General features: G+C 70.6%; 14 protein-coding genes and 1 tRNA gene. 6 read left to right on the top strand and 9 right to left on the bottom strand.

Going from position 1 to position 12,367, the window contains the following annotated elements:
• Nucleotides 1-24: 24 nt before the first annotated feature.
• Both ACFQ58_RS06725 and ACFQ58_RS06720 read left to right on the top strand, forming a co-directional pair.
• The gene (locus tag ACFQ58_RS06725) at nucleotides 25-1,875 is read left to right on the top strand and encodes an ATP-binding protein (protein WP_376950270.1); all 1,851 of its coding nucleotides are present in this window, start codon (nucleotides 25-27) and stop codon (nucleotides 1,873-1,875) included.
• A gap of 146 nt (nucleotides 1,876-2,021) precedes the next feature.
• Entirely contained in the window at nucleotides 2,022-2,312 is a 291-nt protein-coding gene (locus ACFQ58_RS06720) for a WXG100 family type VII secretion target (RefSeq protein ID WP_376950268.1), read from the top strand.
• A gap of 22 nt (nucleotides 2,313-2,334) precedes the next feature.
• Here the strand turns inward: ACFQ58_RS06720 and pucL are convergent, their stop codons facing one another.
• The 7 genes from pucL to ACFQ58_RS06685 form a co-directional block, all read right to left on the bottom strand.
• Entirely contained in the window at nucleotides 2,335-3,240 is a 906-nt protein-coding gene (gene pucL, locus ACFQ58_RS06715; protein WP_376950267.1) for a factor-independent urate hydroxylase, read from the bottom strand.
• Nucleotides 3,241-3,263: 23 nt separating this feature from the next.
• Nucleotides 3,264-3,602: a hydroxyisourate hydrolase gene (gene uraH / locus ACFQ58_RS06710; RefSeq protein ID WP_376950265.1), complete on the bottom strand. Its 339-nt coding sequence runs from the start codon at nucleotides 3,600-3,602 to the stop codon at nucleotides 3,264-3,266.
• On the bottom strand, nucleotides 3,599-4,114 hold the full coding sequence (gene uraD, locus ACFQ58_RS06705; protein WP_376950264.1) for a 2-oxo-4-hydroxy-4-carboxy-5-ureidoimidazoline decarboxylase: 516 nt from the start codon (nucleotides 4,112-4,114) through the stop codon (nucleotides 3,599-3,601). Before uraD ends, uraH begins: the two co-directional genes overlap by 4 nt.
• Before the next feature lie 119 nt (nucleotides 4,115-4,233).
• The gene (gene groL, locus ACFQ58_RS06700; RefSeq protein WP_376950262.1) at nucleotides 4,234-5,856 is read right to left on the bottom strand and encodes a chaperonin GroEL; all 1,623 of its coding nucleotides are present in this window, start codon (nucleotides 5,854-5,856) and stop codon (nucleotides 4,234-4,236) included.
• A gap of 181 nt (nucleotides 5,857-6,037) precedes the next feature.
• Entirely contained in the window at nucleotides 6,038-6,241 is a 204-nt protein-coding gene (locus ACFQ58_RS06695; protein WP_155053299.1) for a cold-shock protein, read from the bottom strand.
• 208 nt (nucleotides 6,242-6,449) lie between these two features.
• Nucleotides 6,450-6,995: a LytR C-terminal domain-containing protein gene (locus ACFQ58_RS06690; RefSeq protein WP_376950261.1), complete on the bottom strand. Its 546-nt coding sequence runs from the start codon at nucleotides 6,993-6,995 to the stop codon at nucleotides 6,450-6,452.
• Nucleotides 6,996-7,020: 25 nt separating this feature from the next.
• Nucleotides 7,021-7,377, bottom strand: a complete 357-nt coding sequence (locus tag ACFQ58_RS06685; protein WP_376950259.1) for a DUF3263 domain-containing protein — start codon at nucleotides 7,375-7,377, stop codon at nucleotides 7,021-7,023.
• A gap of 151 nt (nucleotides 7,378-7,528) precedes the next feature.
• Here ACFQ58_RS06685 and msrB point away from each other — a divergent pair, with 151 nt between their 5' ends.
• A complete protein-coding gene (gene msrB, locus ACFQ58_RS06680; RefSeq protein ID WP_376950257.1) occupies nucleotides 7,529-7,930 on the top strand; it encodes a peptide-methionine (R)-S-oxide reductase MsrB in 402 nt (133 codons plus the stop codon).
• Nucleotide 7,931: 1 nt separating this feature from the next.
• Nucleotides 7,932-8,483 (top strand): nitroreductase, encoded by a 552-nt coding sequence (locus ACFQ58_RS06675; RefSeq protein ID WP_376950256.1) that lies wholly within the window; start codon nucleotides 7,932-7,934, stop codon nucleotides 8,481-8,483.
• Between the two features lie 21 nt (nucleotides 8,484-8,504).
• Here ACFQ58_RS06675 and ACFQ58_RS06670 read toward each other — a convergent pair.
• A tRNA-Thr gene (locus tag ACFQ58_RS06670) sits at nucleotides 8,505-8,580 on the bottom strand.
• A gap of 84 nt (nucleotides 8,581-8,664) precedes the next feature.
• Nucleotides 8,665-9,594, bottom strand: a complete 930-nt coding sequence (locus ACFQ58_RS06665) for a DsbA family protein (protein ID WP_376950255.1) — start codon at nucleotides 9,592-9,594, stop codon at nucleotides 8,665-8,667.
• Between the two features lie 274 nt (nucleotides 9,595-9,868).
• Here ACFQ58_RS06665 and ACFQ58_RS06660 point away from each other — a divergent pair, with 274 nt between their 5' ends.
• Complete coding sequence (locus tag ACFQ58_RS06660) at nucleotides 9,869-10,969, top strand: ABC transporter ATP-binding protein (RefSeq protein ID WP_376950254.1); 1,101 nt, start codon at nucleotides 9,869-9,871, stop codon at nucleotides 10,967-10,969.
• Between the two features lie 77 nt (nucleotides 10,970-11,046).
• Nucleotides 11,047-12,366, top strand: coding sequence for a DUF4032 domain-containing protein (locus ACFQ58_RS06655; protein WP_376950253.1), 1,320 nt, complete (start codon nucleotides 11,047-11,049; stop codon nucleotides 12,364-12,366).
• Nucleotide 12,367 lies beyond the last annotated feature (1 nt).

The raw sequence follows: 12,367 nt of genomic DNA, 5'->3' as shown, positions 1-12,367 counted from the left end.
GTGCCTGCGTAGACTCGGCCCGCCATGCACCAGACCCTCGCCGACCGCTGGAACCGGATCTCGCTCCGGACGAAGATCACCGGCGTCACCGTGCTCATGCTGACGCTGGGCCTGCTCGTGTCCGGCATCGGCACGGCGGCGATGCTGCGAGGCTACGTCGAGAGCCAGCTCGAGTCGAAGCTGAGCGCCATCGCGTCGGGCGACTACTTCAAGTACTTCACGCAGGACGGCGCGGAGCCCGACGACGACGCGAACCTCAGCGGCCTCGACTTCAGCTCCTCCGACGACGTCTTCGTGGCGGTGTACGACTCCGAGACGGGCGACTTCGTCGGGCACAACTGGTCCGACCGCGATCGGTCGACCTACCCGACCCTGCCCGACCACCTGACGCAGGCCGATGTCGTGCGGCAGAACTCGGGCGGCGACTATCGCGTGTTCTCCCTGTCCGATGAGAACGGCGATCCGACGTTCCGCGGCGTCTACGCGCTGATGGACGCCGACAGGCGCGGCGGCCTCGCGCCCATCATCCTCGCGATCTCGTCCCAGGACACCGAGCGGCTGCTCGCGGCGTACCTGACGATCTTCCTCGGCTTCGGGCTCGGCGTCGTGCTCGTCGGCGCCCTCCTCACGCGCATGCTCGTCACGTCGACGTTCATGCCACTGCGCGAGGTCGAGCACACAGCGGCCGCGATCGCGGATGGCGACTTCAGCCAGCGCCTCGGCGGCGCCACGCCGAACACCGAGGTCGGCCGGCTCAATCGCTCGCTCAACACGATGCTCAACCGCATCGACCGCGCCTTCCGCGACCGTGCGCGCACGATCGACCAGATGCGCCGCTTCGTCGGGGACGCCTCGCACGAGCTCCGCACCCCACTCGTCTCGGTCCGCGGCTACGCCGAGCTGTATCGCATGGGCGCGCTGCAGTCCCCCGACGACGTGGCCCAGGCCATGGACCGCATCGAGAAGGAGGCCGTCCGCATGGGCGGCCTCGTCGAGGACCTGCTCGCGCTCGCCCGGCTCGACGAGGCGAAGCCGCTCGACCTGGCCGAGGTCGACCTCGTGCCGCTGGCGCGCGATGCGGCGCTCGACGCCATGGCGGCCAACCCCGGCCGCACCGTCACCGTCATCGCACCCGAGGACGTGCACACCGACTCGGTCGAGGTCGTGCCGGTCGACGTGGAGGTCGACCTCGACGCCGTGCCGGCCCGCAGCACCGCCGGGCCCATCGCGCTCGCGGGAGCGACGCTCGCCCGGCTCCGCGGCCGGCGCACGCCCGCGGCCGTCGAGGCCGGCAGCTCGGGCGGCGCACCGCCGCGCGGGCGACGCGGTGGTCGCGGCGCGTCAGGCGGCGCGCGCGCGGCGCGCGCCGAGGCTCGGACCGCAGCGGCGACCGGCCGCTCGACGGTTGCGGGCGCGAGCGGCGTCGACGCCGCGACGACCGGCCCGCTGCCGGGCGACCTGCCGACCGTGCCCGTGCGGCGCGCGGTGGTGCTCGCCGAGGAGAACAAGATCCGGCAGGTGATCACCAACCTCATGGGCAACGCCATGCGCTTCACGCCCGAGGACAGCCCGATCGAGATCCGCGTGTCGATCGACGACGTCGCCGAGCGCGCGATGCTCGAGATCGTCGACCACGGCGAGGGCGTGCCCGCGCAGATCAGGGAGAAGATCTTCCAGCGCTTCTGGCGCGCCGACACCTCGCGCACTCGCGAGACGGGCGGTTCGGGCCTCGGGCTCGCGATCGTCTCGTCGATCGTCGCCGCGCACAACGGCCACGTCGACGTGGTCGAGACGCCGGGCGGCGGTGCGACCTTCCGGGTGGCACTCCCGCTGGCCGGATCCGCCGCGGCGCCGCAGCCCGTCGTGCCCGCCTGACGCCGGCCCGGGTTCCCCCGACCGTTCCCCGACCGTTCCTCCCCAGCGCCGCTCCGCGCCGATTCCCTGACGGATGTCGCGCCCGCCGCACCGGCAACCTGCCACGCGCCTACGTTTGCGACGTACACCGAGCGAAGGGGAACACGATGACGCGGTACCAGGTCGACAGCGAGCAGGTGCAGATGGCCACCCAGAGCGTGCAGGGCACCATCGGGCGGATCCGCTCAGAGGTGGCCTCACTGCTCGGGCAGCTCGGCGGACTGCAGGGGTCGTGGACCGGCCATGCCTCCACGGCGTTCCAGGCCGCCGTCGAGGACTGGCGGATGACGCAGCAGCACGTCGAGGAGAGCCTGTCCGGCCTGAGCCAGGCACTCGGCGCCGCCGGCGCGCACTACGCCGAGGCCGAGCAGGCCAACGCGCGCCTGTTCCTGCGGTAGGCGGCACGCCCCGGGCGGTCGTTCAGACGAGTCCCGTATAGGCGTCCCAAGCCGGACCGGCGTCCGCGGCGTCGTCACGCAGCACGGTCGCCTGGATGAGCCCGTACGGGCGATCGTCGACGTGGAACACCTCACCCTGGTTCTCGATGCCGAACGGCGCCAGGTCGTAGCGGAAGTGGTGCTTGTTCGGGGCCGAGAGGCGAACCTCGGCCACCTCGTCGTACGCCTCGAGCACGGCGCGCCCCATCTCGTAGAGCGTCTGCTGCAGGGCGAGCGACTGGACGGTCGCGTAGCGCTCGACGAGCAGCTTCCTGATGCCGGCGTAGACCGGGTCCCAGTCCACATCGGCATGCGCGAAGCGCCACCTGGCGACCAGCGACGTGGCCATGATGCGGTCGGTCGTGGGTTCGAGCACCGTGTACGGATCGACGAGGAATCCGTGGAACTCCGAACCCGTGGACTTCAGGATCACGAGGTCCTTGAGACCGCCCGTCACCCAGGTCCGACGATCGTCCCCGCTGCCCTCGATCGTGATCGAGGCGATGCGGACCTCCTGGCCTCGTCGCACCCAGGTGTGGTCGTCCTCGACGCCGTCGACCAGTACGCGCTCCCAGGCGTACTCCTCGATCTCCACGCGGGCGCCCGTGACGGGCGCCACATCCTCGACGAAGTGGCGCGCGAGCTCCAGCCCGTACGCCTCGATCGTCTCGAGGCTCTTCTGCTTCGCGAAGGCGTAGGCCGTCTGCTTCTGGGTGTCGGTCGGCAGCACGTTCGCCTGATCGCCCACGAGGTGCGCCGCGGCGAAGTCGCCTCGTAGTGCCGTCGAGACGTTGAGGTCGCGGATCTCGTGCCGTGGCTGGTCGCGGAAGATGCGGACGATGCGGTTCTCGGCCTTGCCGTACCGGTTGTCGCCCAGGATGATCGCCATCGACGCTCCTCGCCCCTCGATGCTCAGCTGCCGCGGTACGTCGAGTACGCGAACGGGCTGAGCAGCAGTGGAATGTGGTAGTGCTCCGACGTGTCGCCCACCTCGAACGCGACCGAGACCTCGGGGTAGAAGGCGGGTCGTTCGCCGAAGTAGGCGGCGGTATCGAAGACGACCCGGTAGATGCCGGCGTCCAGCCGCGCGGGCCCGAGATCGGAGACCCGGCCGTCGGCATCGGTGATCCGATCCGCGAGCGAGGACCACGTGCCCTCGCGGAACGCGTCCAGCCGGATCGGGATGCCGGCCGCCGGGCGCCCCAGCGTGGCATCCAGCACGTGGCTCGTGACGTGGCTGCGCGCGGTCACGACGGCGCCCCGATCGGCGCGGCCGAGTCGGCGTGCAGCGTCCGCAGCCGCAGGAGTGCGATCTCGCGCAGCTGCTCCCCCACGACGGCGAGTTCCGCCGCGTCGTCGAGGCTGAGCCGCCGATCGAGCTCGGCGAGGATCTCGGCGCGGGAGCGCCCCGCGGCGCGGATGAGGAAGATCCGGCCGAAGCGCGCCTCGTAGTCGCGATTGCCTTGCGCGATGGCGGCCGAGAGCGTCGCATCGTCGGCATCGGCGGCCGCCTGCTCGGAGCGCGAGAAACGCTCGGCGGCGCCGTCGCCGACGGCGCGTTCCCCGATCCGCGGATGAGCCGAGAGCGCCTCGTCGATCTCGGCCGCGGACAGCGGGGTCGCGGCGGCGTCGGCGGCGGCGAGCAGCTCGTCGACGCCGTCGTATGGCGCGCCGCGCGCGACATCCCGGACCCATCGCTCGACGTGCAGGCACGCGCGCAGCTGGTCCTCGAACGCGGCGATCGCGTCGGAGCCCTGGGACATCGACATCCCCTCCCGCCGCCCGGCTGGCGTGGCTCCCACTGTAGTGGCCGGGGCACGACGAAGGGCGCCTCCCGGAGGAGACGCCCTTCGCGTGGTGCGGTGTGCGAACCGCGGACGGACTAGAAGTCCATGCCGCCGCCCATGTCGGCAGCTGCGGGCGCAGCGGCCTTCTCGGGCTTGTCGGCGACGACGGCCTCGGTCGTGAGGAAGAGGCCGGCGATCGACGCGGCGTTCTGCAGCGCCGAGCGCGTCACCTTCGCCGGGTCGATGATGCCCTGCGCGAGCAGGTCGCCGTACTCACCGGTCGCGGCGTTGAGGCCGTGGCCCGCGGGCAGCTCGGAGACCTTGTTGGCCACGACGCCCGGCTCGAGGCCGGCGTTGAGGGCGATCTGCTTGAGCGGCGCCTCGATGGCGACCTTGACGATGTTGGCACCGGTCGCCTCGTCGCCCGAGAGGCCGAGCTTCTCGAACGCGATCTTGCCGGCCTGGATGAGCGCGACGCCACCACCGGCGACGATGCCCTCCTCGACAGCGGCCTTCGCGTTGCGGACGGCGTCCTCGATGCGGTGCTTGCGCTCCTTGAGCTCGACCTCGGTGGCTGCGCCCGCCTTGATGACGGCCACGCCGCCGGCGAGCTTGGCGAGGCGCTCCTGGAGCTTCTCGCGGTCGTAGTCGGAGTCGGTGTTCTCGATCTCCGAGCGGATCTGGGCGACGCGGCCCGCGATCTGGTCGGGGTCGCCCGCGCCCTCGACGATGGTGGTCTCGTCCTTGGTGATGACGACCTTGCGAGCCTGGCCGAGCAGGTCGAGGGTGGCGTTCTCGAGCTTGAGGCCGACCTCCTCGGAGATGACCTGGCCGCCGGTGAGGATCGCGATGTCCTGGAGCTGGGCCTTGCGGCGGTCGCCGAAGCCCGGCGCCTTGACGGCGACCGACTTGAAGATGCCGCGGATCTTGTTCACGACGAGCGTGGCCAGGGCCTCGCCGTCGACGTCCTCGGCGATGATGAGGAGCTGCTTGCCCGACTGGATCACCTTGTCGACGATCGGGAGCAGGTCCTTGATGTTGGAGATCTTCTGGTTGGCGATGAGGATGTACGGGTCCTCGAACACCGCCTCCTGGCGCTCCGGGTCGGTGACGAAGTACGCCGACAGGTAGCCCTTGTCGAAGCGCATGCCCTCGGTCAGCTCGAGCTCGGTGCCGAAGGTGTTCGACTCCTCGACGGTGACGACGCCCTCCTTGCCGACCTTGTCGATCGCCTCGGCGATGATCTCGCCGATCTGGGGGTCGGCCGCGGAGATCGAGGCGGTCGCGGCGATCTCCTCCTTGGTCTCGACCTCCTTGGCAGCGAGCAGGAGCTCCTCCGAGACGGCCGCGACGGCCTTCTCGATGCCCTTCTTGAGGCTGATGGGGTCGGCGCCGGCGGCGACGTTGCGGAGGCCCTCGCGGACGAGCGCCTGCGCGAGCACGACGGAGGTGGTGGTGCCGTCACCCGCGACGTCGTCGGTCTTCTTCGCGACCTCCTTGACCAGCTCGGCGCCGATCTTCTCGTACGGGTCGTCGAGCTCGATCTCCTTGGCGATCGACACGCCGTCGTTCGTGATGGTGGGGGCGCCCCACTTCTTCTCGAGCACGACGTTGCGGCCGCGCGGGCCGAGGGTCACCTTGACCGCGTCGGCGAGCGTGTTCAGGCCACGCTCGAGGCCGCGACGGGCCTCCTCATCGAAAGCAATGATCTTTGCCATGTGTGTCTCTCGTCCCTTCCGGACGTTCAAGATTCCAAGGGGTTAGCACTCAAATCAGGTGAGTGCTAAGTCGATTCTGGCACTCTCCCGCGGCGAGTGCAAGCGCGTCGGACCCCTGCGGGACGCACGTGGACATACGGAAGCGCCGCCGTTTCCACGGCGGCGCATCCGGAGTCGAGGATCAGGCGGGGCGGACGGCCTCGGCCTGCGGGCCCTTGGAGCCCGAGCCGACCTCGAAGGTCACCTGCTGGCCCTCCTCGAGCACCTTGTACCCCGACATGTCGATCGCGGAGTAGTGGACGAACACGTCCTGTCCTCCGCCGTCGACGGTGATGAACCCGTATCCCTTTTCAGCGTTGAACCACTTGACGGTTCCGTTCGCCATGCGTTGCTCCCATGTAGCCGTGTATCCGAGTCAGCACGTGCCTTCCGCCTGTACCGGGCCGTCCGACGTGCTGACGTGGCGCCTGGTGGGGCGCCGGGTGCTTCACACGGGTTCGAGCGACCGACTCCAGATAGTCACAGCGCACGCGCCGGGCACAAGGGCCTCGGCGTCACGAATGGTCGCAGAATGGCAACGATTCGGTCACCGATCAGCCGGCGGCCTGCTCTGCGTAGTCGGCTCCGAGGACGACGACGATCTGCAGCCCCTCGGCGGCGAAGTCCTCGTTGAGCCGCACGTCTGCCCCGGGCAGGAGCTGGGCCACGCCCCGAGCGGCGCCCTCGAGGTCGGGGCTCGCGTAGTAGACCACGGTCTCCTGGAGGTCGGATGCGTCGGCGTTCGAGGCGACCCCGACGGTCACTCCCCCGGCGGTGAGCGTCTCGCTCGCGCGCGCGGCGAGGCCCGACGTGGTGGTGCCGTTCAGCACCGTCACCGGGATGTCGGGGGCGATGGTGGGCGGCACCGTGGCGACCGGCGTGGGCGACGCCGACGGAGCCGGCACGTCGTCGAAGTTGAGGCGGTCGTTGAAGACCGCCACCGCCGCGATGCCGGCACCCGCGAGGACGACGGTCGCGAGCGCCGCCCAGCCGAACGCGATCCACCGCGCCCCGCGCCGCGCGGGCGCGCGGTGCGCGCCGACTCGCTCGATGCCGTGCGGGATCGAGTCGAATCGGTCGCGGGGGAACTTCTGCACCATGGGTCCAGTCGGGGTCGGGGCCTGTTCAGGCGAGCGGATGGCCGTGGGGAATCGTACGACGTGCGCGGGCGTCCGCGCGCGCCTCGCGCTGCCGTTGCAGCCGCTTGACGAGCATGGGGTCGTGCCGCAGCGCGTCCGGAGAGTCGACGAGCGCCCCGAGCAGCCGATAGTACCGGGCCGCCGACATGCCGAGCTCGTCGCGGATCGCGTCGGCCTTGCGTGCCGGATCGCGCCACGATCGTCCCTCGAAGGCGAGGATGTCGCGTTGGCGGGCGTCGAGCCCACCGGTCGCCGCGGCCCGTTCGGGCACGCTTCCGGCGCCGTGGTCGGCATCGTCCGGTCGGCGTGCCGCGTCCATCCCGCCTCCGTCCGCTCCTGGCATGTGACGCCATCCTAAGGATCGGACGCCGGGAACCCGCCGCACGCCACGCGTCGAAGCGCGCCGGGAACACCCCCGTCGGGGAGGGCGTTGCACCACCCGGGTCGCGCATGCGCGACGATGGAAGTCCCACATGCACGAGGAGCAGGTCGCAATGGCATACCAGGTGAGCAAGTCCGACGACGAGTGGCGCGAGCAACTCGGCGCCGACCAGTATGCGGTACTCCGCGAGGCGGCGACCGAGCGACCGTGGACGGGCGAGCTCCTCGACGAGGAGCGGGCCGGCGTGTACGCCTGCGCCGCCTGCGGCGCCGAGCTGTTCAAGAGCGGCACGAAGTTCGACTCCGGATGCGGCTGGCCGAGCTTCTACGAGTCCGTCCGGCCCGAGGCCGTCCAGCTCATCGAGGACACCTCCCTCGGCATGGTGCGCACCGAGGTGCGCTGCGCGAAGTGCGGCTCGCACCTCGGTCACGTGTTCCCCGACGGGTTCGGCACGCCGACCGGCGACCGCTACTGCATGAACTCCATCGCCCTCGACTTCACGCCCGAGTCCTGAGGTGACCTCCGTTCGCGTGGCTGCGCTCGCCCGGCGGTCGTGGCCGAAGGTGACCGATGCCGCGCCCTCCGACGAGGAGCTCCGCGAGCTCCTCGAGGCGGCGGGGCGCGTGTCCGACCACGGCGCACTCGTGCCGTGGCGGGTGATCGCCCTGCGCGGCGACGCCCGGAACCGGCTCGGCGACGCGCTCGTCGAGGCGGCCGGCGTCGACGGCGACGCCGCGGCGAAGCTCGCGCACAAGCCGCAGCGCGCACCGCTCCTCCTCGCGCTCGTCGCGATCGTGCGCCCGCACCCGAAGGTCGCGGAGTGGGAGCAGGAGGCGTGCGCGGCCGGCGTCGGGCACATCCTGACGATGCTGCTCGACGAGGCCGGGTGGGGCGCGATGTGGCGCACCGGCCCGTACACGAGACATCCGGCGGTCGCCCGCATGCACGGCCTCGCCGACGAGGAACGGCTCATGGGCTGGCTCTACGTCGGGGGCAAGCCCTTGACCGGACGGCCCGAGCGCCGCCGTGCCCCGATCGCGGAGGGGCGGCTCAGCACGATCGGCTGACCGGCGCGTGCGCGCCCGTCGTGGAGCCGGCTACGGGACTCGAACCCGTAACCACCGCTTTACAAGAGCGGTGCGCTACCAATTGCGCCAAGCCGGCAGGTGATTCCCACACATCCTACCGACCGGCCGGCGGGGACGACGATGGCCCGGACGGAGCCGGGCCATCGGGTCGGCGGAGCGCTCAGCCCGCCGCCGGAGTCGGCGTCGGCGTCGGCGTCGGAGTGCCGTTGGACTCCGAGTAGCTCTCGCCTGCGGCCTGCAGGACGAACGCCTGGAACTCCGCGGTGTCCTCGAGCGAGCCGACGTACTGCTTGCCGTTCACGAGCACCGTCGGGGTGCCGGTCACGGCATCGAGCTCGGAGTTCGGGATCGGGCCCGTCAGCGCGCGATCCGTGGCGGCCTGCACCCAGCCCTTGAAGCGCATGTCGTCGATGCACGAGTCGACCGACGACGACGCGCCGGCCTCGGCGGCGATGTCCTTGATCTCGTCGTTGGAGAGCCCGGCCGAGAGCTCCTCGGGCTGGTTCTCGAACATGAGCCCGTTGAAGTCGAAGAACGCCTCGGGCGAGTACTCGGCGACGCAGGCCGCCGCATTCGCCGCGCGGAGCGAGTACTGCGTGCCCGCCGACTTGTTCGTCAGGATCGCGATCGGGTGCACCTCGAGGGTCGCGGCCCCCGACTCGACCATGGTGCGCATGGTCTCGTTGTTCGTCGTCTCGAACTGGCCGCAATAGGGGCACAGGTAGTCGATGTAGGTGACGATGTTCGCCACGGTGCCGCTCTCGTCGGGCTGGGTCGGAGTCGGCTCGCCGCCGTCGGCGATGGCCGGGGTCGCCACGGCCTCGATGCCGTTCTCGCCGCCGACGAGGAGGATGCCGTCGCTGGCCATGTTCGCCGGGCCGGGACCGGCGGGCTGGGTGCTCTGCAGCACGAGGCCGATCACCAGGCCCGCGACCGCGAGGATCGCCACCACGACGCCGCCCTGGATGAGCAGCCGGTTGCGCCGATCGCGCTTCTTCTGCTCCTCGCGCAGGAGGCGGGCCTTCTCACGGGCCGCGTCGCGACGCTCGTTGCGGGTGGGGCGTGGCTGGATCGGTCCGCCAGTGCTCATCGATGGTCAACTCCGGGTCGCTGTGGGGGCGCGCGCACGCGGGCACGCGCACCGATCGAGTGTAGGAGCGATCGCTGGGAAACGCCCAAACGGCGCCCCGACGACCGCTGGATGCCTGCCCGGCGCCCGCGCCGGGCGAGATCCGGGGCGGGCGTCACGATTCCTCGGGGCGCATGGACGCATGACATACTGAGGGAGCGTCGACACCGATGTCGGCGTTTCCATTCACTACGGATCGTCCGGCACGTACCTGCCGGTGAAGGAGATCAGAACCATGGCGTCAGTCACGTTCGACAAGGCCACCCGCCTCTATCCCGGTGGCACCCGTCCCGCGGTCGACAAGCTCGACCTCGAGATCGCAGACGGGGAGTTCCTCGTCCTGGTCGGCCCCTCCGGCTGCGGCAAGTCCACCTCGCTCCGCATGCTGGCGGGCCTCGAAGAGGTCAACGAGGGCAACATCTTCATCGGCGACCGCAACGTCACCGATGTGCCGCCGAAGGACCGCGACATCGCGATGGTGTTCCAGAACTACGCACTGTACCCGCACATGACCGTCGCCGAGAACATGGGCTTCGCGCTCAAGATCGCCGGCGTCGGCAAGGACGAGCGCGCTGCTCGCGTGCTCGAGGCCGCGAAGCTGCTCGACCTCGAGCCGTACCTCAACCGCAAGCCGAAGGCGCTCTCGGGCGGCCAGCGCCAGCGCGTCGCCATGGGCCGCGCGATCGTGCGCCAGCCGCAGGTGTTCCTCATGGACGAGCCGCTGTCGAACCTCGACGCCAAGCTCCGCGTCCAGACGCGCACCCAGATCGCGTCGCTGCAGCGCCGCCTCGGCGTCACCACGGTCTACGTCACGCACGACCAGACCGAGGCGCTCACGATGGGCGACCGCATCGCCGTGCTCAAGGACGGCGTCCTCCAGCAGGTCGGTACGCCGCGCGAGCTCTACGAGCGGCCGAACAACGTCTTCGTCGCGGGCTTCATCGGCTCGCCGGCGATGAACCTGTTCCACGCCGACGTCGTCGACGGCGGCATCAAGTTCGGCAGCGCGACCGTGCCGGTCGAGCGCGACGCGCTCACGTCCGCGTCGAGCGGCGTCGTCACGATCGGCGTCCGGCCCGAGGACATCCAGGTCTCGAGCACGCAGGGCGAGGGCCTCGAGGTCGTCGTCGACCTCGTCGAGGAGCTCGGCGCCGACGGCTACCTCTACGGTCACTCGACCATCGAGGGCAAGCGCACCGACATCGTCGCGCGCGTCGACGGCCGCGTGCACCCGTTCGCGGGCGACACCGTGTACCTCCTCCCGACGCCGAAGCACGTGCACGTGTTCGACGCCGAGTCGGGTGCGCGCCTCCTCGAGGCGCCGGTCGTCAGCTGACGCACGATCCATTCGATCGCGATGCCGGTCGGGCTTCGGCCCGGCCGGCATCGTCGTTGCCGGGTACGCTGGGCCTGATGAGCGGCACACTCTCCATCACGTCGGCGATGACCGATCCGGCCCTGCTCGACCTCCCGTGGGACGTGCCCCTCGAGGCGTGGCCGAGCGAGCACATCGCGGCGCTGCCGAAGGGCATCTCCCGCCACCTCGTGCGGTTCGCGCACCTCAGCGGACACGTCGTCGCCGTCAAGGAGACTACGGCCGAGATGGCGCGGGGCGAGTACGAGATGCTCCGCACGCTCCAGCGCCTCGAGATCCCCTGCGTCGAACCCGTCGCCGTGATCACCAACCGCACCGATGCCGACGGCTCGGCACTCGCTCCCGTGCTCGTCACCCGGCACCTCCGCTTCTCGCTGCCCTACCGGGCGCTGTTCTCCCAGACGCTGCGACCCGACACCGCGACCCGCCTCGTCGACGCGCTGGCCGTGCTGCTGGTCCGCCTGCACATCATCGGGTTCTTCTGGGGCGACGTGTCGCTGTCGAACACGCTGTTCCGTCGCGATGCCGGCGCCTTCGCCGCCTACCTCGTCGACGCCGAGACCGGCAAGCTCTACGAGGGCGGCCTCTCGAACGGGCAGCGCGAGAACGACCTCGAGATCGCCCGCGTCAACATCGCCGGCGAGCTGCTCGACCTCGAGGCCGGCGGTCGCGTGGCCGACGAGCTCGACCCCGTGCGGATCTCCGACGGGATCGTGGATGCATACCGCAACCTCTGGAAGGAGCTCACGGGCAGCGAGTCGTTCGGTGTGGCCGAGCGCTGGCGCATCAACGAGCGCGTGAACCGCCTGAACGACCTCGGCTTCGACATCGAGGAACTCGCGATCCGCACCGACGAGACCGGCACGACGCTCCGGATCCAGCCGAAGGTCGTCGACGCCGGGCACCACCAGCGGCGCCTCCTGCGCCTCACCGGCCTGGACACGGGCGAGAACCAGGCACGACGACTCCTCAACGACCTCGACTCGTATCGCGCCGCGTACAACAAGCAGGCACAGGACGAGGAGATGGTCGCGCACGAGTGGCTCATGCGCGTGTTCGAACCCGTCGTGCGCGCGGTCCCGTCGGAGCTGCGGGGCAAGCTCGAGCCGGCCGAGATCTTCCACGAGCTGCTCGAGCACCGCTGGTACATGGCGCAGCAGGAGGGCCGTGACATCCCGCTCGCCGAAGCACTGACCGCCTACGTCAACGACGTGCTCCGCCACCGCCGCGACGAGGCCACCGTGATCGGTCCGCCGACCGAGGCGATCACCACGGCGCTGCCCTCGATCGCGCCCGACACCGCGGCGATCCCCGTGCACGACCCCGACGACGAGGGCGACTGGCGCCTGAAGGTCTGAC

Origin of the sequence: Agromyces sp. NPDC056523, from assembly GCF_042794545.1 — a bacterium.
Classification (GTDB): Bacteria; Actinomycetota; Actinomycetes; order Actinomycetales; family Microbacteriaceae; genus Agromyces.
This window is presented reverse-complemented; position numbering and strand designations above follow the sequence as displayed.

Bases quoted from the DNA above. Each gene is read 5' to 3' on its own strand.
- ACFQ58_RS06725 (WP_376950270.1), top strand. From the start codon at position 25: ATGCACCAGACCCTCGCCGACCGCTGGAACCGGATCTCGCTCCGGACG.
- ACFQ58_RS06720 (WP_376950268.1), top strand. From the start codon at position 2,022: ATGACGCGGTACCAGGTCGACAGCGAGCAGGTGCAGATGGCCACCCAG.
- pucL (WP_376950267.1), bottom strand. From the start codon at position 3,240: ATGGCGATCATCCTGGGCGACAACCGGTACGGCAAGGCCGAGAACCGC.
- uraD (WP_376950264.1), bottom strand. From the start codon at position 4,114: ATGTCCCAGGGCTCCGACGCGATCGCCGCGTTCGAGGACCAGCTGCGC.
- groL (WP_376950262.1), bottom strand. From the start codon at position 5,856: ATGGCAAAGATCATTGCTTTCGATGAGGAGGCCCGTCGCGGCCTCGAG.
- ACFQ58_RS06695 (WP_155053299.1), bottom strand. From the start codon at position 6,241: ATGGCGAACGGAACCGTCAAGTGGTTCAACGCTGAAAAGGGATACGGG.
- ACFQ58_RS06690 (WP_376950261.1), bottom strand. From the start codon at position 6,995: ATGGTGCAGAAGTTCCCCCGCGACCGATTCGACTCGATCCCGCACGGC.
- ACFQ58_RS06685 (WP_376950259.1), bottom strand. From the start codon at position 7,377: ATGCCAGGAGCGGACGGAGGCGGGATGGACGCGGCACGCCGACCGGAC.
- msrB (WP_376950257.1), top strand. From the start codon at position 7,529: ATGGCATACCAGGTGAGCAAGTCCGACGACGAGTGGCGCGAGCAACTC.
- ACFQ58_RS06665 (WP_376950255.1), bottom strand. From the start codon at position 9,594: ATGAGCACTGGCGGACCGATCCAGCCACGCCCCACCCGCAACGAGCGT.
- ACFQ58_RS06660 (WP_376950254.1), top strand. From the start codon at position 9,869: ATGGCGTCAGTCACGTTCGACAAGGCCACCCGCCTCTATCCCGGTGGC.
- ACFQ58_RS06655 (WP_376950253.1), top strand. From the start codon at position 11,047: ATGAGCGGCACACTCTCCATCACGTCGGCGATGACCGATCCGGCCCTG.